Below are 19,930 nucleotides of genomic sequence, written 5' to 3'. Positions count from 1 at the left end.
CATGAAGTTAGCCATTGTTACGGCCTGCCCGAACGGTATGGTCACCAGTGTGCTGTGTGCCCGTTTGCTTGATGCGGCGGCCCAGCGTCAGGGCTGGAGCACCAGTGTCGAAGTCAACGATGCCGCGCACCCTGAACGCCAATTGTCGGCGGCCACGATCGAGGCGGCCGAGTGGGTGTTGCTGGTGACCAGTGCGCCGGTGGATATGTCGCGATTCGTCGGCAAGCGGGTGTTCCAAAGTACCCCGGCGCAAGCCCTGCAAGAGGTTGAAGCGGTGCTGCGTCGCGGTGCTGAAGAGGCTCAGGTTTACGTTGCCCCCGAAGCTGTGGTCGAGCCTGCCGCCCCCGTAAAAAACGCCCCGCGCCTGGTCGCGATTACCGCGTGTCCGACCGGCGTCGCTCACACGTTCATGGCTGCCGAGGCTTTGCAGCAAGCGGCCAAGCGTTTGGGCTACGACCTGCAAGTGGAAACCCAGGGCTCGGTCGGTGCGCGCAATCCGCTGAGTGCAGCGGCGATTGCCGATGCGGACGTAGTGCTGCTGGCCTGCGATATCGAAGTCGCCACCGAGCGTTTTGCCGGTAAGAAGATTTACCGTTGCGGCACTGGCATCGCCCTCAAACAGGCCGAGGCGACGCTGAACAAAGCGTTGGCCGAAGGCACGCAGGAAACCGCTTCGAGCGGTGCCAAAGGCCCGGCCAAGCAAGAGAAAAGTGGCGTCTACAAACACCTGCTGACGGGCGTGTCGTTCATGCTGCCGATGGTGGTGGCGGGCGGTCTGATGATCGCCTTGTCGTTCGTGTTCGGCATTACGGCGTTCAAGGAGCCGGGCACGCTCGCGGCGGCATTGATGCAGATTGGCGGCGAGACCGCGTTCAAGCTGATGGTGCCGCTGCTGGCGGGTTACATCGCCTACTCGATCGCCGACCGTCCGGGCCTGGCGCCGGGGATGATTGGCGGTCTGCTGGCAAGCACCCTGGGCGCCGGTTTTATCGGCGGGATCATTGCCGGTTTCATCGCCGGTTACGCGGCGCAGGCGATCAATCGTTATGCGCGCTTGCCGCAAAGTCTTGAGGCGCTGAAACCGATTCTGATCATCCCGTTGCTGGCGAGTCTGTTCACCGGTCTGGTGATGATCTACGTGGTCGGTAAACCGGTGGCGGGGATGCTCGCAGGGCTCACGCACTTCCTCGACAGCATGGGCACCACCAACGCGATTCTGCTCGGTGTATTGCTGGGCGGGATGATGTGCGTCGACCTTGGCGGGCCGATCAACAAAGCCGCGTATGCGTTCTCGGTGGGGCTGCTGGCGTCGCAAAGTTATGCACCGATGGCCGCGACCATGGCGGCCGGCATGGTGCCGCCGATTGGGCTCGGCATCGCCACGTTTATTGCCCGACGCAAGTTCGCCCAGGCTGAACGCGAGGCCGGTAAGGCCGCGTTGGTTTTGGGGTTGTGCTTCATCTCCGAAGGCGCGATTCCGTTTGCCGCGAAAGACCCACTGCGGGTGATCCCGGCGAGCATTGCCGGTGGTGCGCTGACGGGGGCGTTGTCGATGTATTTCGGCTGCAAACTGATGGCGCCGCACGGCGGGTTGTTCGTACTGGCGATCCCGAATGCGATCAACCATGCGCTGTTGTATTTGCTGGCGATTGTGGCCGGGAGTTTGCTGACGGCGGTGGCGTATGCGGTGCTCAAGCGGCCGGAAGTCGTTGAGCTGGCGCTGGAGCCAGCCAAGGCCTGACACCCAACCCTGTGGGAGCGGGCTTGCTCGCGATGACGGACTGACATTCAGCAATTATGTTGGCTGTTAGACCGCTTTCGCGAGCAAGTCGGATCGCCGCACCGCCGCTCCCACAAGGGTCTGCTGTGTTGGCAGATTTCTGTGTCATGTCCCGGTAACGTCGCCATGCTGCATTTTTTTTTAAATCCAGGCCCTGAGTTGCGCGCCATTCAAGGCTCACTCGCAGCTGCTGAGATACAGCATTAGTTCCTTGGGGAGTTCAATCATTGCGAGATTCTCAATGGCTGTAACCTGCTTGGCGGATAGTCGATGGCTTGCCATGGCATCCTCTTCTTCATGCCAAGCCATTATTGGCTTCAGGGCATCCGTTGTAATGGACCGGGACAAATCCATCTCGAATACAGCCAAGTCATCGTTTTCAGGTATTCCGTAAATCTGAAACTTCAGTTCGTATTTCATGGCGGTGGAGTAAATCAATCAACGCACACCAACTGCACGATGTGGTTTGCGTCTCCCAGGATCTTGCCAGTCCAGGTTTCAAGTGTTTGCACTTGTTCTGGAGAAAGGTCGTAGCCATCAAACTCATCCTCTGGTGTTTGCCAATCCATTAGTTTTGCTAGCTCTTCGTGACGGCTTTTGGGTATTTCCACACTCAGGAGAAGTTCCTCACTGTGTCTGTCGAAGACCTCTATTACGTGTTTCATTTTTCTACTTTCCTAGACGGGTCAGCTGGCTTGGTTTGCTCCCCTGTTTGCGGGTCGTACTCCCCAAGGTGTTTTCCTTGCTTGGTGTACATCTCAACGGTGCCATGTTGCGAGTCCCACTCATAAATCCTTCCTGAGGGATCTTTCCATCGCCGACGTTTTTTACCACCACCACGCACTGAAGTTTTTAACGGAGCAGGTTTTATATCTGGAAAAGCCGGGAGTGTCGTAGGAGCAGGGCGGTATTTGTAGTCTCCAGGCACACTCAGAACAATATAGATCGGCTCAAGTCCAGCATCTGCAGGGAACCAGATGATCGCATCCTGATACTCGGGCGGATGCTCGGGGTTCACTAGTGCTTTATTGGCTTGCTCGGTGGGCGGGTACACCCATACAGACGGTAGTTGCTGGGCGCTTCCAATGCAGGAATTCCTAGTACAACGTCTGGATTCGCTGCTGGCGTCCAAGTCAGGCCAATCCCGTTACCGATGTCAGCAACAAACTTCTCGCCTTCTTGAGTGGCCTTGATAACCGGGACAAACTCCCAGTCTTTTTTCCCGCCTGTGTAAAAGCCGTAAGCGTTGACTGAGCTATCCGGCAATGTCTTCACGTTGATGCGCACACGGGTTCGCCCCGCCTCCAGCGCCGCGTATTGCTCGTTTTTGTAGAAGGCGCTGTCGGGTGAAAGGCTGGTGTCCGGCATTAATAGCGCAACTGTCCCGACCGCTGCACCAGTCGCCACAACGGCTGATCCTGTTAGTAGACGCAGTGCAAGAGAACCGCCGAGACGTTGGGCAATGGCACCGCCTGTTGCTGAGCCCCCACCAGTTTCAAGGGACTCCCTTCGGCGGTGATTGCTGCGCCGGTGCCAAGCACGGCCCACAACCCGTAGTCAGCCAGTTTCTCGACGGGGACAAAACCGGCGGGGTTGTCGTGATTGATGACGCCGTCGGGGAGGTTGCAGCTTTTGGCGAATACGCAGCCTCGTGTGGCGAACGGTTTGCTCTGTTCGACTTCTTTGAAGATGCGATCTTCATAAGCCTGTTGCCGGGCGAGCATGTCGTCGTAGGCCTTTTGCCTCGCCTCGCCTCACGCTCGGCGAGCTCGGTTGGGGTCATGTCTCTCAGGTAACGGTATCCGATGCCCGATCCGCCGCCACCACCGCCATGCTCCCAGACTTGGGGGATGTCCTTGTTGCGAGCCATAGGCGTCCTGTTCTGAGTGTGGCTGGGAAGCCTTGAACCTACTTGACTCGCTCAGGGCTGGCGTTAGGACGCTTCCCAAATTTGGCGCTGAAATTTCCTATTTCTTGATAGGGCCGGGAGCCGCGATGTTTTGCATCAAAATGCCGTCGTCCTGGGGCTACACGACGTTGCGTCGTTGCCTACAACTGCGCCAGAATCCGCCGGCTTGTGCGCCTTGAGGGTCGTCGGTAACTTGATTCTCGTCACTGCCCATCAGTGATCGGGTTTAGTAGCCCGTGGTTTCCCATGGCGTATAGCGCATCAGACAGTCAGGTATCCCATCCCTGTACTTTATGGTGGCTGTGCGTAGGGCGCCCTCGGGCGCGCCGGCTTCCTGGGTCCCCGGTCTACTAACCTGCGCACAGCTCCCACCTCTTCTTATTAGTAGAGAGGCGGTGGTAGCTCTCACGTATAGGACCCCAAATAATGTTCAAACCTACGCCAAACCCGCCGGATACCGATCCGGCCGCTCCATCCGATCCCAACACTGCAACCATCAACCAGACCCAGCGCACACCCAGCAAAATCTTCTTCATTGCCCCCGAAACCGACAACCGGACGTTGCTGGAATACGCCTGTGAATCGCTGGCATCAGCGAACGTCATGGCAAGTGACTTCGCGAGGTATCTGCAAGGATCGCAATGCAACACGATGTTGGGGATTCAGCAGTCGATCATGTTGGGAGAACTGGCGGTGAATCGGGTGCTGGATAATCTGGATCCGCCCGCCTAGCCGCCGGATACTGTGGGAGCGAGCTTGCTCGCGAAGACGGACTGACATTCAACAAATATGTTGGCTGTTAGACCGCTTTCGCGAGCAGGCTCGCTCCCACAAGGGATCTGCTGCATTGGCAGATTTCTGTGTCATGTCTGAGTCATCCAGCCGTGTTTTAGTTTTCCTTTTTCAGGGAGAGCACCATGAGCGAATTCGACCTCGGTCGCCGTCGTGTCATACAAGCCGTCGGTGCCGGGCTGTTGTTGCCAGGCCTGGCGCCGGCGGTGATTGCCTCGGTCAAGGATCGTCCGCAACTCACCGATGGCGTGCAGTCTGGCGACGTGCTGGGCGATCGGGCGATGATCTGGAGCCGATGTGATCGTCCGGCGCGAATGGTGGTGGAGTGGGACACCCGCAGCCTGTTCAGCAACCCCCGTCGTTTTGTCTCGCCATTGGCCGTCTCCAATACCGATTTCACTGCCCGCGTCGAACTCACTGGCCTGCCCGCCGACCAGGCGATTTTCTACCGCGTGCACTTCGAAGACGCCCAGAGCGGCGTCGCCAGCGAACCCTGGTTCGGCCATCTGCGCAGCGTGCCGCAAACCCGTCGCGACATCCGTTTCGTCTGGAGTGGCGACACTGCCGGCCAGGGCTTCGGCATCAACCCGGACATCGGCGGCATGCGCATCTACGAAGCCATGCGTTTGCGCCTGCCGGACTTCTTTATCCACAGCGGCGACACCATCTACGCCGACGGTCCCATACCTGCGCAGCTCACCACAGAGAGCGGCCGCGTGTGGCGCAACATCACCACTGAAGCCAAGAGCAAAGTCGCCGAAACCCTCGACGACTATCGCGGCAATTACCGCTACAACCTGATGGACGAAAACATCCGCCGCTTCAACGCCGAGGTCCCGCAGATCTGGCAATGGGACGACCATGAAGTGGTGAACAACTGGTCGCCGGGCAAGCAGTTGGATGATCGCTACAAGAGCAAAGATATCCACAGCCTGGTCGATCGCGCGCGTCAGGCCTGGCTCGAATACGCACCGATGCGGTTGCAGAGCGCCGATGGCGGCGGGCGGATTTATCGCAAGCTCGGTTACGGTCCGTTGCTCGATGTGTTCGTGCTCGATATGCGCAGCTATCGCGGGGCGAATGACGCCAACCTGGGGGCCGCTAAAGCGTTCCTCGGACGTGAACAGCTGGACTGGCTCAAGCGTGAGTTGAAGGCCTCCAATGCCCAGTGGAAAGTCATCGCTGCTGATATGCCGATTGGCCTCGGCGTACCGGATGGTGAGGTCAGCCCCGGTGTGGCGCGCTGGGAAGCCGTGGCCAATGGCGATCCGGGTCCGGCCCAGGGGCGTGAACTGGAAATCGCCGAATTGTTGGGTTTTCTGCGGGCGCAGCAGGTGCGCAATTTTGTCTGGTTGACGGCGGATGTACATTACTGCGCCGCGCACCATTACCATCCGGACCGTGCGGCGTTTCAGGATTTCGAACCGTTCTGGGAGTTTGTCGCCGGGCCTTTGAATGCTGGGAGTTTCGGGCCTGATTTGCTGGATAAGACCTTTGGCCCGGAAGTGGTGTTCGAGAAAGCACCACCGGCACAGAACACCTCACCGTTTGCCGGGTTTCAGTTTTTTGGTGAGGTGAATATTGATGGGCAGACGGGGGAGATGAGTGTGGTGTTGCGGGATTTGGATGGGGTTGGGGTGTTTGAGCAGAAGTTGCAGCCGGTTTTGTAGGTGCACGGTTTGCCAGCGCTGATCGTTCCCACGCTCTGCGTGGGAGCGATCAGACACAGGAGGGTCAGTAGACGTCGCGGCGGTAGCGGCCTTGCTCGATCAGGCGGTCAACCTCTGCAATTCCGAGTATTTCGTTGAGCACGTGATCCACGCCTGAAGCCATCCCTTGCAAGCTGCCGCAGATGTAAATAACCGCACCCTCAGCCAGCCACTTCTTCAACTCCCCAGCCGACTCGCGCAGTCGATCCTGTACGTAGATCTTCTCGGCCTGATCCCGCGAGAACGCCAGGTCCAGCCGCTCCAGATCGCCCGAAATCAACCATTCTTCCAGCTCATCGCGACACAGATAGTCATGCTCGCGATTGCGTTCGCCGAACAACAGCCAATGACGCTGCTGCCCATCGGCAATCCGTGCCTTGAGCAAACTGCGCAGCCCGGCCAGGCCGGTGCCGTTGCCCAGCAGGATCATCGGCACTGGCTCGACCGGCAGGTGGAAACCGCTGTTGCGCCGTACGCGCAGGCTGATGGTGCCGCCCACCGGGGCGTGTTCGGTCAGCCAGCCGGAGCCGACGCCCAGGCTGCCGTCGGGATGCAGTTCCTGACGTACGATCAGTTCAAGTACGCCATCGGCGGCGATCGAGGCGATGGAGTATTCGCGCATGGCCAAGGGCACCAGCGCATCCACCAGCGCCTGGGCATGCAGGCCGACCAGGTGAGCTCTGTTTTCCGGCAGTTGTCGACTGGCGAGGGCTTGCTCCAGCGGTTGTGACAGGCCACCGAGCGCAACCGTGGCGCGACCGTCAATGCCCAGGCCATCGAGGAAATGTTCGATCGTCCACGGACAATTGCGCGGCAACACTTCCACCAGGTCACCGGCCAGCCAACTGCTGGTGGTGGGGGCGGTGAGGCCCAGCAAGTACACACCAGAACCCGTGCTGTCAGGGTTGAGCAGTTCGCGGCGGGTCAGGGTCCAGTTGTCGTAGCTTGGTGCTTGCCAGGTGTCCACGGGCGCCTGTCCGGTCAGCAGACCCAGTTGCTGCTGCCAGTGACGCAAGGCGTAAGGGTCGCCGCTGTCGACCTCCACCGGGGCGAACAGGGTCTTGCCGCCGTGCTCGCCCAGCCATGTGTGCAAGCGTCGAGCGAAACCGCAGAAATGTTGATACTGCCGATCACCGAGGCCCAGCACGGCGTAGTTCAGGCTTTCCAGGCTCAACGTCCGGGCCAGCACTTTGCGCTCAAACCCCCGGGCGCTGTCCGGCGCTTCACCGTCGCCGAAGGTGCTGACCACGAACAGCGCATTGCCGGAATCACGCAGATCCTGCTCGCTGACATCCGCCAGCGGCTGAACCTTCACCGGCAGGCCCGCAGCCTGCAATTGCCCGGCGGTCTGCCACGCCAGTTGCTCGGCAAAGCCGCTCTGGCTGGCGAAGCCGATCAGCCACGCCGGTGCGGCATTGTCCGGTTGTGCGAGGTCTTTGCGGGCCTCCTTGATCTGTTTTTTCTTGCGTCGACGATCGAGGTACAACAACCAGCCAGTAACAAAAAACAGTGGCATCGTCAGTGCGCTAATCGTCAGGATGATCCGCCCGAGGATTCCGAAATAGCTGCCGACGTGCAGCGCGTAAATGCTTGTCAGCAGTTGCGCCTTGAGGCTCTTGTCGCTGTAGCGATCATGCCGCGCGACGATGCCGGTCGCCGGGTCCAGCGTGATCTGGTTCAGCGCACGGTCGTGGGGTGAGGTGTTCAACAGGTAGAACACGGTGGCCGATTGTCCGGCCACGGGTGGCATGCGGATGTTGTAGGCACTCAGTGCCGGACCGGCGGCGCTGTAGATGCTGCTCCACATCGCGGCGTAGTCGGCGGTGGGGGCCGGGCCGCTTGGCGCCGGGCCGCGACCGCCGCGAACGCGCTCGTTCTGCGGTGAGTCGGAAAGCAATCGGGTCAGGCCCTTGTTGTACCACTCATAGGACCAGGACAACCCGGTGAGCGCTGCCAGGAGGTAAAACACCAGGCACCAGGTACCGGCCACGGAGTGCAAATCCCAGTTGAAGCTGCGGCCCTTTTTCTTCCAGTCGAGGGTCAGCCAGGCACGCCAGCTTTTCCACTGACGCGGCCAGCGAAGGTAAAGGCCGGACAGGCAGAAGAACACCAGTATCAGCGTACAGGCACCGGTGATCTGCCGACCGCTATCGCCCATGGAGAGGAAGCGGTGCAGTTGCAGCATCAGGCCGAAGAAATCCTGGCCAGTGGCGTCGCCCATGAACTCGGCGGTGTACGGGTCGAAGTAGCGCATCTGCCCACGGCGCTCGCCCGGTGGCGGGGTAAAGGACACCCGCGCGGCGTTGCCGCTGTCGGTCTCGACCCAGAGCATCGCGACTTTTTTGCCGGATGCACCCTCGATTTTCTCCACCAGTTCGGCGGGCGGCAGGACGCCGGCGACCTGCTTCTCGACCTGCAGCACAGAAGGGTTCAGCGCGCGCAGGATTTCATCCTGAAACGACACCGTCGCCCCGGTGATGCCCATCAGGGCCAGGACCAGTCCGGCGCTGATGCCGAAAAACCAGTGCAACTGGAACAGGGTTTTCTTCAACACGTCGCTCGCCTTGTTCGTTCGAAAATAATGATCACGGCGCGCATTATGCCGTGGGTTGTCGAGAAACATTCTTTTTTACGCACAAAAGCCCCGTTCACCTGGATGAACGGGGCCCTGGTCTTCACGCTTCTATCAGAAGTGAAAGTTGGTGCTCAGCAATGCCGTACGGCCCGCCGCCTGGTTGGCGAAGTGGGTCGCGAAAGCTTTGTCGTAGTAGGTTTCATCGGTCAGGTTCTGTACGTTCAGTTGCAGGTCGACGTTTTTGCTCAGCTTGTACGCGGCCATTGCGTCGTAACGAACGTAGGAATCAACCATGGTGGTGTTGGCCACGCTGCCGAACACATCATCGACATAAAACGCACCGCCACCGATGGTCAGCTTCGGCGTGACCTGATAAGTCGTCCACAAGCTGGCACTGTTTTTCGGTGTGTTAGGCAGCTCGTTGCCTTCGGTGGCGCGGTTCAGCGGGCCGCCATCGACCTGCTCGCTGTCCATGTATGCGTAACCGGCGAACACTTGCCATTTGTCGGTGATCTTGCCGCTGGCCGACAGTTCGATACCTTGAACGCGGGTTTTTCCGGCGTTTTCATAGGCGGTTGTGTCGACTTGAACGCGAGCGTTTTCTTTCTCGGTACGGAAGATGTCGGCGGTCAACGACAGGCGATCGTTCAGCAGGTCCCACTTGGTACCGATTTCGTAGTTCTTGGTGGTTTCCGGCTCCATGTCGCTTTTGAGCACATCTTTGTTGCGATCAACCGTGCCACCCAGCGGGTTGCCGTCCATGCCTTCGCCGAGGGTGGCGCCAGGTGGAGTGGCAGAAGTCGCGTAGGACGCATAAATGCTACCGTTTTCGGCCGGCTTGTAGACCACACCGAATTGACCGGTGACTAATTCGCTGGTGTCTTTGCCTTTTGCAGGTACGCCTTTGTTTAGGACAGTCGCCCCTGCGCTGTCAAAGGTGCGGTACTGGGTGTCGAAATGGTCATAACGCAGACCCATGTTCACCAGCCATTGCTCGGACAACTCCAGCGTGTCGAACACATACAGCGCATAGGTGTTGGCTTTGGTGTCGGTGCCAGCGTAGTTACGCGAGATTGCACCGTTCCATGGGTCGTTCGGGTTCGGGTTGGACAGCGAGGTGCAGTTGTAGCCGCTCGGCGCACCAATCAACGCCGGCGAGCAGTTGGTGGTCGCGGCAGCTGTTCTCGGGGTGGTGTCGGTGTTGACGTTATACGAGGACTTTTCGCTTTCCTCGCGGCTCAACTCGATACCGGTAGAGAAGCTGTTTTTGAATCCGGCGATGTAGACGTCGCCAAACAGATCGGTCTGGTTGGTGGTGGTTTCGGTGTTGCTGACCCGGGTGTTGGCCCGACGCCAGACGCTGCCGTTGTTGACGTTGCCCTTGCTGTCGTCCGGCTGGGTCAGGATGTAGTCCTGCATGCTGGTGCCGTGGCGCAGGGTGTTCTTGACGGTCAGCGCGTCGCTCAGATCGTGCTCGATGGCGATGGTTGCGGTGTCGGTGCGACCCTTGCGGAAGTCGCGGCCGTCGAGGCCGTAGAAGTTGCTGCTGTCGCCGCCATCGTCAGGCTTGTCCGGGTTGGACTTGGTGCGAGCCGTCGAGCTTGCGACCGGAATGCTGTATGGAATGCCGGAATCTGGCGTGTCGTTGCTTTCCAGGTGGTAGTAGTCGAGGTTGACGCGAGTGTCGGTGCCCAGGCCGAAGGCCAGCGACGGTGCGATACCCCAGCGATCGTAATCGACAGTGTCACGGCCGGCGACGTTGCTTTCGTGACTCATCAGGTTCAGACGGCCAGCGGCGGTGTCGGTGAACTGATAGTTGCCATCCATGGTGTAACGCTGGGTCTGGTCGGAACCCCAGGTAAAACCGCCATCGAGCGAATTGCCAAGGTGCGCCTTTTTGCTCACCAGGTTGATGCTGCCACCAGCAGCGCCACGGCCGCCGATTGCCGAGTTCGGGCCCTTGCTGACTTCGATCGATTCTACGGCAAAGATCTCACGACTCTGGGAGCCGGTATCGCGCACGCCGTCCAGATATGTATCGCCCTGGGCATCGAAGCCGCGGATGAATGGGCGGTCGCCTTGCGGGTTGCCGCCTTCACCGGCACCGAAGGTGATGCCTGGAACAGTGCGCAGGGCGTCCTGCATGTTGAGGGCGCCAGTGTCCTTGAGCACTTGTTGCGGGATGACGGTGATCGAACGCGGCGTGTCCACAAGCGGTGCGGTGTACTTGGGCGAGGAGGCTTTTTCGACGTTGTAGGAAGTCTCGTCCTGGGTCTCGCCGGTGATAGCGGTAGCGCCCAGGGAAATCACGTTGCTCGGTGCTTTTTCGTCGGTCTTTTCAGCCGCGAAAGCCATGTGGCCCGCAGAGCTGGCAGTGATCGCCACGCCAATTGCAGACGCGAGCAAACGCGGTGAACTGACCGGTAATTGTGGTTGTTGGCGTGACATGAGAATTCCCCTCCCCAAGGATTTGAGGCCGCGGAATATAGGGTAAACAGGTATTTGTATCAATTGCGAAACGTTACTATTCGCGAGGAATTTACATTCTTTACAATTTACCCTTACGGTTTTTGCTGTCTCGTTCGTCACAGGGGTTTTACAGAGTCAATAAGAATCAATACCATTGCCGCCTCTTTGTCTTCAGGTGTCATCCCATGCTGCTGCACATTCCCGGCGTGTTCGCGAAAGAAGAAGTGCAGCGCATCCGTGAGGCTCTGGAGCAGGCAGATTGGGCCGACGGCAAAATCACCGCCGGTTATCAGTCGGCCAAGGCCAAGCACAATCTGCAGCTGCCTGAAGGTCATCCGCTGGCCAAGGAAGTCGGCGCGGCGATGCTGGAACGGCTGTGGAAAAATCCGCTGTTCATGTCGGCCGCGTTGCCGCACAAGGTCTTTCCTCCGTTACTGAACTGTTACACGGCCGGCGGCAGTTTCGACTTTCACATCGACAACGCCGTGCGCCAGCCCAAAGGCAGCCTCGAGCGAGTGCGCACCGATTTGTCGGCCACTCTGTTTTTCAGCGAGCCGGACGACTACGACGGCGGTGAACTGGAAATCCAGGACACTTTCGGCACCCAACGGGTGAAGTTGCCGGCCGGCGACATGGTTCTGTACCCCGGCACCAGCCTGCACAAGGTCAACGCCGTGACGCACGGCACTCGCTACGCCTCGTTCTTCTGGACCCAAAGCCTGGTCCGCGAAGACAGTCAGCGCGCCTTGCTGTTCGAGATGGACGGGGCGATCCAGCAGCTGACCCAGGACATGCCCGATCACCCTTCGCTGATTCGCCTCACCGGTACTTATCACAACCTGTTGCGTCGCTGGGTCGAGGTATGAGTTATCGACTGCGCCGCGAGGAAGTCCTCGACGGTGATCGTCTCAAATCCATGCTCGACGAAAGCCCGGCGCGCGCGGCACAGGCGATTCTGATCGCTGCCCGCGAAGGCGTGCTCGATGCTCAGGCCTTGCTCGGGCAGATTCTGCTGGACGGGCAGGGTATCGAGCAGGATCAGCCGCTGGCCTTGCGTTGGTTCGAGATCGCCGCCCAGGGCGGGCACTTGATGGCGCGCAACATGCTCGGTCGTTGTCATGAGCATGGCTGGGGATGCGTTGCCGACGCCGCCGTTGCCGTTGTTCATTACCGCCAGGCCGCCGACGCCGGACTGGATTGGGCGATGTACAACTACGCCAACCTGCTGGCCACCGGGCGCGGGGTGATCGAGGATCAGTTGCAAGCGCTGAACCTGTATCGCCAGGCGGCTGAGCTGGGGCATGCGAAGTCGATGAACCTCCTGGGGCGTTATCTGGAAGATGGCAAGGTTTGCCTCGCTGATCCACTCGCGGCACGGCAGTGGTATCAGCGATCTGCCGAAGGTGGGGATTTTCGGGGGCAGTTCAGTTACGCGGCGGTGCTGGCCGATGAGGGGCGAGTCTATGAAGCACTTGGCTGGTTGCGCAAGGCGCTGGTCGGGGGGAATGTGAATTTCTTGCGGGTGAGCAGTGAGTCATTACTAGACGCACATCATCCGCAAATTCGTGAGATGGCTGATGCTTACCGGCAGCGATTTTCCCAGCTGGCCGGCCTGTAACGGTTTATCGTTACTTCTATCTTCTTAATAGCGAAGTTGCCTTGATACGCAGGGTTGCGCAATAAAGAGCACCGCACAACAAGGCTTATTATCTTGGTTCCTATGACATAAAGGTCTGGCGATAAAGTATCCGTCGGGATTTTGCCGTTGTTGTTTAAGTGAGTGATTCGGCCAGTAAGTTTGTGGGGTTTATCTTTAAGTCATGACGTCAAGTCGGGTGAAGGCGATGTTTCTCTTGTGGTTTGTCTTAATTTTATATATTTGAACTCTGGTGGGTAACTGTGGTGCTGTATTAAAGTCTTTTTGCGCGATATCTGTAATTGAGTGGAGTAAACACTCGTCAGTATCGATGGAAACATAAATTTTATATACATCCGAAGAAGACAAGGAGTCTCTAATGGAATTCAAGGTGGACGATAAGATCGTCCAAGCAGCGGCGAAAGCGCCCAAAGTATTTGTGGAAGCGTCAACTGGCGATGGTGAGGTATATAGCCGGGAGCCCGGAATGCAGCTGACCGCACAGCAGATTGTCAGTCTGAGGAAGTATGAAACTTTAGGGTTGTCTCTTCCTGTTCGGCTGCAAGATGTTATTGCGTATTTAAATTATGGCGCAGGTGATGAAGGGCGTGTGGGACTTAAGTCCAGGGATTTTCTACGCACATTCACAATGACATATGATCATGCTAAACGCTGGTCGCCATTGCGCGAGAAGATAATGCTGACAGGCACCGACCTTAAAGTTTTCGGTGGTAGCATTATCAGGATTGGCAAAGGAATTGTAGAGGTCTATGAGGATCTCAAAGCATCGAAATATCTGGAAGAGCACAATATCAACACGCCGGAGGAGTATCAGAAACTTAAAGCCAAGATTCCGAATCTTCCCGATCTTGGCTTGCCTGAGGGTGATGTTCCAGACATCAAGGCATACCTCAATGACATGCTGGCGAAGGTCAAGTTATGTCATGACAAGGCCGAGAGGGTTAGAGCCGAACTGGATAGCTTTGGCACTGATATGCGCGCGGAAGTGTTGCCGGAAATAAAGTTGCGATTAGAGTTTGTTTCCAAAAATACGTATCAGGCTGATATTCAGGTCCTGCAAGCTGAAATTGACCAACGCTCGAAAGAGATTGATGAGCTCAATAAGCAATATGACCAACTGGTACAGGAAGCGATCAAGTCGGCAGCGACCCTCAATATTGGCGGGTTGATTCTCGGCATCTATCAGGGTGTCAAGGCTGAAAAGATACGCAGTGAACGAAATAAACTGAAGGAAGGGCAACAAGCCGCTAATCAAAAAATGGCCAGTAAAAGCCAGACACTGAACTCCTTGAACAAGGTGCGGGATGACCTTCAGAATCTGAGCTACGTTGCGATCGAGGCTGAAGTCGCGACTCAAAATCTTATGCTGGTATGGAATGCGTTGGCTACTTATATCAATGCATCTGTCCAAGAGGTCGATAAGCTGGAGGAGGCAACTTCTTTGCGGCGATTTAAAAATCAGATACTCAGTATCATTGATCCTTGGGAGCAGATAAAAGTAAGTTCTGATCAATTGCTGGCTGTGTTCGCAGAGGCAGATAAGGAATATGAGAATAATCGTTTGACTTTCAGGAGTAGGGTGCAGATGTTTTCGCTATTTAATAATTCGGATAATTCAGTTTTCAATATGGCGAACTTGCGTGGCCATGACGCCGCGGTGCAAGGAACGAACACCACTGCACAAATGCTCGTCGAACAATACGATTACTTGCCTGGTACTGTCAGAACAATGAATAGTCTGGCGATGACTATCAATAAGACAACGTCTGATCTGCGCAGACAGGCGCAGACAAACAGTATCAAATTGGAACGTGCGGAGAAAAAACTGAAAGCCTATCAGGCAGAGCTTGAGTATCCGGACGATGTGGACGAGGTTCGTGAGGATATGGAGGCGGAACTCAAAATTGTATTCAATGCAATGTCCGCACAAACTGAAGATTTAAAAAGTTTTCATGCAAGTATCAGCTCTCCTTATGACAGAACTGCCTCGGAAAAATGGGTTGTTTCGCTGCAGCAGGATCGGGCATTCGCTGAAGAGCTAAAAACCAAATCCGAAGAAAAATTGGCGGAGCTGACAGCGCAGATGAAGTCCGTGTCCGAGGCGATTGACTTGATCGGGAAAGCAGGAGTCGAAAAAATTGGTAAAGAGGCGCAGCTATCACTGGAAAATCTAAAAGCACTGGGTATGGCGCCGCCACAGATTCAAGTCGCATTGTTGGCCGTTGATACGATCAAAAAATTGATCTCTGGTATTGGCGAGGCCATTTCGTATCTCAACATGCTGGCGGCGTACAACAGGCTCAAGGATAAAGCGGGCGATCTGAGAGTGCAGTCGCAAAAACACACTAAAGATATCGCCCAGATTGATGGGAAGATTGAATTGGTACAGACGCTGGACAAGCTGGACGATGGGCGCTGGGAATACGTGAATGAATTTTCGAATCTGGTTGCCGACGTTGAAAAGTTCTCTCGCGAATTCAAGCAAGATAAGTCGCTGCCCGTCGAGTTGCGAGCGGATACCGCAATTGCCTGGATCTCAGACGTTGTTAAATACATGAAGACTATTCAGCAGTCATAAGGAGTCGAGGGGGTGGGCCGTACGCCCACCCCTTCTAAAATGAAAGATGAGTAGACTTGCCAATGAATTTACCGCGGCGCAGCGGCGTGTATTAGATCGTTACACCAATTTCCTTGGTTCCCTGCAGCCGACATTCAACAGTATACCGGTTGCATTTGAGCGCCGTAGAAACAGCGGCCATCAACTGGCGGTTCTGGCCAAGGATTCGCGCTTGAACAATGCACCGTTTAATACGCGATCTCTACAAGCGCTTTGGGGGCGCACTGAAGAAGTCAAGCGTTTATGCAGAACTTATATTGAAGATCTCGTAACGTTTGCCCGCGAATCTTTAGAAATTACCAAGCAAACTTCCAGGAACGAACCCGTTGGTCAAGTGGATTTCAGGTTGTACAGTTTGTCCAGGTCCCCGACCTGGAAGTTATTTCCGCCAAAGGATGTACGAGACTTGGTTCACGAGTTGTTTCTTCGATTTGATGAGCTAAAAAATGAGATACGACAACTGAAATATACGATTACGGAGCTGTATGGTGAGTCGTTTGGACTGAAATCAGTATTCACGCGGGCGATGGACCATCGATCCTGTAATTGCCATCCACAACCGACTGTTGCGGAAGAGTTGTTTCGCGAGAATAACACTGCACCTGTCTGGGACTTCGCTTATTCTTCCAGGGACGCTGTGGTCAGGGCAGCAGAATATAAGGCCGATATTGCAGTGTTATTTGATGGGTTCGCTTCTGTTAACTCGCAGATGGGGCTGTTCATCGAGGAAATGTATCAACGTATAGAGGGCGCGATCAACGAGCTGTTGCGGGCAAAGAGTGTGTCCAGACTAGGGGAGTTGAATTTCAAATTGGGCGCGACTATTGAGGGCGCTAATGAATGTATGGCGATGATGGACCACGTTGAGTCATGGCTGCGGAAATAAAAAAAGGTCCATGTTTTCATGGACCTTCTATCTTGTGATATCGCTTACACGTAAAACGACTTCAGCGGCGGGAAGCCATTGAACTCAACCGCGCTATAGCTGGTGGTGTAAGCACCGGTCGACAACCAGTACAAACGATCACCAATCGCCAGGTTCAGCGGCAAACCGTACTTGTAGTTTTCGTACATGATGTCGGCGCTGTCGCAGGTCGGGCCGGCGATGACCACTTCTTCCATCTCGCCTTTCTTCTCGGTCCAGATCGGGAACTTGATGGCTTCGTCCATGGTTTCGATCAGGCCGGAGAACTTGCCCACATCCGTGTACACCCATCGCTCTACAGCGGTACGGGATTTACGGGCGACCAGCACCACTTCACTGACCAGGATGCCGGCGTTGGCGATTAGCGAACGACCCGGTTCCAGGATGATTTCCGGCAGTTCGTCACCGAAGTCTTCCTTGAGGAAACGGATGATTTCTTCAGCGTAGGTTTCCAGGCTGTTGGTGCGGGTGATGTAGTTGGCCGGGAAGCCGCCGCCCATGTTGATCAGCTTCAGGTGAATGCCGTCTTCTTCTTTCAGGCGTTCGAAGATCACTTTGACCTTGGCGATCGCCGCGTCCCAGACGCTGATGTCGCGCTGTTGCGAGCCGACGTGGAACGAGATGCCGTACGGCACCAGGCCCAGGTCGCGAGCGAGGATCAGCAGGTCCATGGCCATGTCGGTCTGGCAGCCGAATTTACGCGACAAAGGCCAGTCAGCGGTGGTCGAGCCTTCGGTGAGGATGCGCACGTAGACTTTCGAACCCGGTGCTGCCTTGGCGATGTTGCGCAGGTCGGCTTCGGAGTCGGTGGCATACAGACGCACGCCCTTCTCGTAGAAGTAGCGAATGTCTTTGGATTTCTTGATGGTGTTGCCGTAGCTGATGCGATCCGGGCCGACGCCCTGGTTCATCACTTTGTCGAGCTCGTAGATCGAAGCGATGTCGAAGTTCGAGCCTTTCTCTTTGAGCAGGTCGATGATTTCGACGGCCGGGTTGGCCTTGACCGCGTAGTAGACCTTGGCGAATTCGAAACCGGCGCGCAGGTCGTCATAGGCCTGGCTGATCATCGCGGTGTCGATCACCACGAACGGGGTTTCTTGTTTGTCGGCGAAGGCCTTCATCTTGTTGAAGGTATCGCGCGCGAAATAGTCTTCGACGTTGATCGACATGCTGGGAACTCCTACTGGCAAACTAGATTAATCAATGGGTGCGAGGGTGTGTCATCAATGAAATCACTCGTGATTTCATTGATGACACACCCTCCTGAACGTCCTCCGTATCCCCACTTTGGTTCGCCTACTTCCCAAGGCATGTCGCCGAAAGCAAAAAGGCCATGGGAAGCGGTGCTTTCCCTTGGCCTTGCTGTCTCGTCGTCAGTACTTGAGCCGGATGGATCGTTTCCAGCACGGACGTTCGGCGCGAACTTTAGGGCGTGAGGGGCTTGAGATCAACAAAAAATGTCGCGTTTTTACACGCATCCGTCGTGCGGTCCCGGACAGCTACTGATGTAACCGACCTGCATGACAGTGTGATGTTCCCGTAGAGGGGATATTTGAGGTGTTTCAGGCGGGATATGTGGTGCTGCCATTCGCGAGCAAGCCCGCTCCCACAGGGGATTTGTGTTGATGCATGGATTGCATGCACATCACAGGTCCAATGTGGGATCGGGCTTGCTCGCGAAGGCGTCGGTCAGGCCACCGCAGTCTCAGCCGGCGACACAATGCTGGTCTTGCCACCACGGGACTTGCCGGAGCTCAAGTACTCGGCAATCGATTCCTGGGTCACTTCCCCGAGGAACACCCGCTCGGCATCCATCACCGGCAGCCACGAGCGGTTGAACTCGTACATGCGCGACAGCAGGATGCGCAAATGCTCGTCGTACGCCGCGGTGGCGTTGAACTCACGCAGATACTGCGCGCAAGTCCCGGTCTGACGGTGCAGATCGCGACGACGCACATAACCCAGTGCCTTGTTGTCAGCACAGGTGACTACGACATAACGACGGTCGAGTTCATCCATCAACTCAAGCGCTTCAGCCACCGGGGTTTCCGGGCTCACCGACGGTGCGTTGTCCGCCGCGTCCTCGGCTTTCACCAGCAACAAACGCTTGAGCGTGCTGTCCTGACCCACGAAGTTGCTGACGAAATCATCCGCCGGGTGTGCCAGCAACGTGTCCGGATGATCGATCTGCAGCAGCTTGCCGGCGCGGAAGATCGCAATCTTGTCGCCCAGCTTGATCGCTTCATCGATGTCGTGGCTGACCATGATCACGGTCTTGTTCAGCGCGCGCTGCATTTCGAAGAATTCGTTCTGGATCATTTCGCGGTTGATCGGGTCGACCGCGCCGAACGGTTCGTCCATCAACAACAGCGGCGCATCCGCCGCCAAGGCACGAATCACGCCGATCCGTTGCTGCTGGCCACCGGACAATTCACGCGGGTAGCGATTCAGGTACTGCTTGGGTTCCAGCTTGATCATGCTCATCAACTCGCGGGCGCGGTCGTGGCATTTCTGTTTGTCCCAGCCCAGCAGACGCGGAACGATGGTGATGTTTTCCTCGATGGTCATGTTCGGGAACAGACCGATCTGCTGGATCACATAACCGATGTTGCGACGCAGGGTCACCGCGTCGAGATCAGTGGTGTCTTCGCCGTTGATCAGAATCTTGCCGGAGGTCGGCTTGATCAGGCGATTGATCATTTTCAGCGTGGTGCTTTTGCCGCAACCCGATGGCCCGAGGAACACACAGATCTCGCCTTCATTGACGGTCAGGCTTACCGAGTCCACGGCTTTCACATCTTTGCCGTTGCTTTGGAAGGTCTTGCTGAGGTTTTGAAGTTCGATCATTTCAGGAGTCCTTTTGGAGTCAGCGTGCGTTGCAGCCATTGCAGAAGCAGGTCGGCGAAGATGGCCAGGAGACTGACCAGCACGGCGCCGACGATCAGCATCGACATGTCGCTGCGGCTGATGGAAGCGAGAATGAGTACACCGAGGCCACCGGCACCGATGGTCGCGGCGATGGTCATGACACCAATGTTCATGACCACGGCGGTGCGCACACCGGCGAGGATCACCGGCACCGCGATCGGCAGCTCGACCATGCGCAGGCGCTGGCCGAAGGTCATGCCGATGCCACGGGCGGCTTCGCGAATGCCGGGATCGACGCCGGTCAGAGCGAGGTAGGTGTTACGCATGATCGGCAGCAGCGAGTACAAAAACACCGCGGTGATCGCCGGCATCGGGCCCAGGCCCTGGCCGAACTTGGAGTAGAACGGCAGCAGCAGGCCGAACAGCGCAATCGACGGCACGGTCAGCAGTACCGTGGCGCTGGCTTGCAAGGGGCCGGCGAGGGTCGGGAAGCGCGTCATCAGGATGCCCAGCGGCACGCCGACCAGAATCGCCAGGGTCACGGCAATACCGACGAGGGTGATGTGCTGCCCGGTCAGTTGCAGGACCAGCGGCCAGTCTAGATGGGAAAAGGCGTTCAGAAATTCCAT

The 19,930-nt window shown here is 56.9% G+C and carries 14 protein-coding genes and 1 pseudogene; 7 read left to right on the top strand and 8 right to left on the bottom strand.

Annotated elements, in window-relative coordinates:
• Position 1: 1 nt before the first annotated feature.
• Complete coding sequence (locus tag E3W21_RS23645) at positions 2–1,741, top strand: PTS fructose-like transporter subunit IIB (protein WP_134422036.1); 1,740 nt, start codon at positions 2–4, stop codon at positions 1,739–1,741.
• Between the two features lie 216 nt (positions 1,742–1,957).
• Here E3W21_RS23645 and E3W21_RS23640 read toward each other — a convergent pair whose 3' ends face one another.
• From E3W21_RS23640 to E3W21_RS23630, 3 genes and pseudogenes are all read right to left on the bottom strand, one after another.
• On the bottom strand, positions 1,958–2,218 hold the full coding sequence (locus E3W21_RS23640; protein WP_256661631.1) for a hypothetical protein: 261 nt from the start codon (positions 2,216–2,218) through the stop codon (positions 1,958–1,960).
• On the bottom strand, positions 2,215–2,445 hold the full coding sequence (locus E3W21_RS23635; RefSeq protein WP_129438571.1) for a hypothetical protein: 231 nt from the start codon (positions 2,443–2,445) through the stop codon (positions 2,215–2,217). The genes E3W21_RS23640 and E3W21_RS23635 overlap by 4 nt, the downstream gene beginning before the upstream one ends.
• Positions 2,442–3,650: pseudogene (locus E3W21_RS23630) on the bottom strand (colicin E3/pyocin S6 family cytotoxin). The gene E3W21_RS23635 and the pseudogene E3W21_RS23630 overlap by 4 nt, the downstream one beginning before the upstream one ends.
• 465 nt (positions 3,651–4,115) lie before the next feature.
• Between E3W21_RS23630 and E3W21_RS23625 the strand changes: the two are divergent.
• Both E3W21_RS23625 and E3W21_RS23620 read left to right on the top strand, forming a co-directional pair.
• A complete protein-coding gene (locus E3W21_RS23625) occupies positions 4,116–4,421 on the top strand; it encodes a DUF6124 family protein (protein WP_166793865.1) in 306 nt (101 codons plus the stop codon).
• A 185-nt stretch (positions 4,422–4,606) separates the two neighbouring features.
• Positions 4,607–6,151 (top strand): alkaline phosphatase, encoded by a 1,545-nt coding sequence (locus tag E3W21_RS23620; RefSeq protein ID WP_134422035.1) that lies wholly within the window; start codon positions 4,607–4,609, stop codon positions 6,149–6,151.
• Between the two features lie 64 nt (positions 6,152–6,215).
• Here E3W21_RS23620 and E3W21_RS23615 read toward each other — a convergent pair whose 3' ends face one another.
• Positions 6,216–8,744, bottom strand: coding sequence for a sulfite reductase flavoprotein subunit alpha (locus E3W21_RS23615; protein WP_134422034.1), 2,529 nt, complete (start codon positions 8,742–8,744; stop codon positions 6,216–6,218).
• Positions 8,745–8,876: 132 nt separating this feature from the next.
• Positions 8,877–11,213 carry a TonB-dependent siderophore receptor gene (locus E3W21_RS23610; protein WP_134422033.1) on the bottom strand — a complete coding sequence of 779 codons (2,337 nt, stop codon included), beginning with the start codon at positions 11,211–11,213 and terminating at the stop codon, positions 8,877–8,879.
• Between the two features lie 206 nt (positions 11,214–11,419).
• Here E3W21_RS23610 and E3W21_RS23605 point away from each other — a divergent pair, with 206 nt between their 5' ends.
• The 4 genes from E3W21_RS23605 (at position 11,420) to E3W21_RS23590 (ending at position 16,394) form a co-directional block, all read left to right on the top strand.
• A complete protein-coding gene (locus tag E3W21_RS23605) occupies positions 11,420–12,100 on the top strand; it encodes a Fe2+-dependent dioxygenase (protein ID WP_129438563.1) in 681 nt (226 codons plus the stop codon).
• Positions 12,097–12,852 carry a tetratricopeptide repeat protein gene (locus E3W21_RS23600; RefSeq protein WP_134422032.1) on the top strand — a complete coding sequence of 252 codons (756 nt, stop codon included), beginning with the start codon at positions 12,097–12,099 and terminating at the stop codon, positions 12,850–12,852. The genes E3W21_RS23605 and E3W21_RS23600 overlap by 4 nt, the downstream gene beginning before the upstream one ends.
• 397 nt (positions 12,853–13,249) lie before the next feature.
• On the top strand, positions 13,250–15,469 hold the full coding sequence (locus E3W21_RS23595) for an alpha-xenorhabdolysin family binary toxin subunit A (RefSeq protein WP_134422031.1): 2,220 nt from the start codon (positions 13,250–13,252) through the stop codon (positions 15,467–15,469).
• Between the two features lie 46 nt (positions 15,470–15,515).
• Positions 15,516–16,394 (top strand): hypothetical protein, encoded by an 879-nt coding sequence (locus tag E3W21_RS23590; RefSeq protein WP_134422030.1) that lies wholly within the window; start codon positions 15,516–15,518, stop codon positions 16,392–16,394.
• A gap of 44 nt (positions 16,395–16,438) precedes the next feature.
• On the opposite strand, the gene E3W21_RS23585 is transcribed toward E3W21_RS23590, so the two are convergent.
• The 3 genes from E3W21_RS23585 to E3W21_RS23575 all read right to left on the bottom strand — a co-directional run bounded on the left by E3W21_RS23585 (position 16,439) and on the right by E3W21_RS23575 (position 19,930).
• Positions 16,439–17,602, bottom strand: coding sequence for a type III PLP-dependent enzyme (locus tag E3W21_RS23585; protein ID WP_033058084.1), 1,164 nt, complete (start codon positions 17,600–17,602; stop codon positions 16,439–16,441).
• A 520-nt stretch (positions 17,603–18,122) separates the two neighbouring features.
• The gene (locus E3W21_RS23580; RefSeq protein WP_046045813.1) at positions 18,123–19,280 is read right to left on the bottom strand and encodes a betaine/proline/choline family ABC transporter ATP-binding protein; all 1,158 of its coding nucleotides are present in this window, start codon (positions 19,278–19,280) and stop codon (positions 18,123–18,125) included.
• Positions 19,277–19,930, bottom strand: coding sequence for an ABC transporter permease (locus tag E3W21_RS23575; protein ID WP_008148960.1), 654 nt, complete (start codon positions 19,928–19,930; stop codon positions 19,277–19,279). The genes E3W21_RS23580 and E3W21_RS23575 overlap by 4 nt, the downstream gene beginning before the upstream one ends.

It is taken from the genome of Pseudomonas sp. F01002 (genome assembly GCF_004402115.1).
In the GTDB taxonomy this organism is placed as follows: Bacteria; Pseudomonadota; Gammaproteobacteria; order Pseudomonadales; family Pseudomonadaceae; genus Aquipseudomonas; species Aquipseudomonas frigoris.
Note: the sequence above shows the minus strand (reverse complement) of the source record. Positions and strands in the feature narration are given on the sequence as shown.

What these genes read in the sequence shown, in the direction of transcription:
- E3W21_RS23590 (WP_134422030.1), top strand. Translation starts at nt 15,516, where the DNA reads ATGAGTAGACTTGCCAATGAATTTACCGCGGCGCAGCGGCGTGTATTA.
- E3W21_RS23600 (WP_134422032.1), top strand. Translation starts at nt 12,097, where the DNA reads ATGAGTTATCGACTGCGCCGCGAGGAAGTCCTCGACGGTGATCGTCTC.
- E3W21_RS23625 (WP_166793865.1), top strand. Translation starts at nt 4,116, where the DNA reads ATGTTCAAACCTACGCCAAACCCGCCGGATACCGATCCGGCCGCTCCA.
- E3W21_RS23645 (WP_134422036.1), top strand. Translation starts at nt 2, where the DNA reads ATGAAGTTAGCCATTGTTACGGCCTGCCCGAACGGTATGGTCACCAGT.
- E3W21_RS23620 (WP_134422035.1), top strand. Translation starts at nt 4,607, where the DNA reads ATGAGCGAATTCGACCTCGGTCGCCGTCGTGTCATACAAGCCGTCGGT.
- E3W21_RS23575 (WP_008148960.1), bottom strand. Translation starts at nt 19,930, where the DNA reads ATGGAATTTCTGAACGCCTTTTCCCATCTAGACTGGCCGCTGGTCCTG.
- E3W21_RS23635 (WP_129438571.1), bottom strand. Translation starts at nt 2,445, where the DNA reads ATGAAACACGTAATAGAGGTCTTCGACAGACACAGTGAGGAACTTCTC.
- E3W21_RS23585 (WP_033058084.1), bottom strand. Translation starts at nt 17,602, where the DNA reads ATGTCGATCAACGTCGAAGACTATTTCGCGCGCGATACCTTCAACAAG.
- E3W21_RS23605 (WP_129438563.1), top strand. Translation starts at nt 11,420, where the DNA reads ATGCTGCTGCACATTCCCGGCGTGTTCGCGAAAGAAGAAGTGCAGCGC.
- E3W21_RS23610 (WP_134422033.1), bottom strand. Translation starts at nt 11,213, where the DNA reads ATGTCACGCCAACAACCACAATTACCGGTCAGTTCACCGCGTTTGCTC.
- E3W21_RS23580 (WP_046045813.1), bottom strand. Translation starts at nt 19,280, where the DNA reads ATGATCGAACTTCAAAACCTCAGCAAGACCTTCCAAAGCAACGGCAAA.
- E3W21_RS23595 (WP_134422031.1), top strand. Translation starts at nt 13,250, where the DNA reads ATGGAATTCAAGGTGGACGATAAGATCGTCCAAGCAGCGGCGAAAGCG.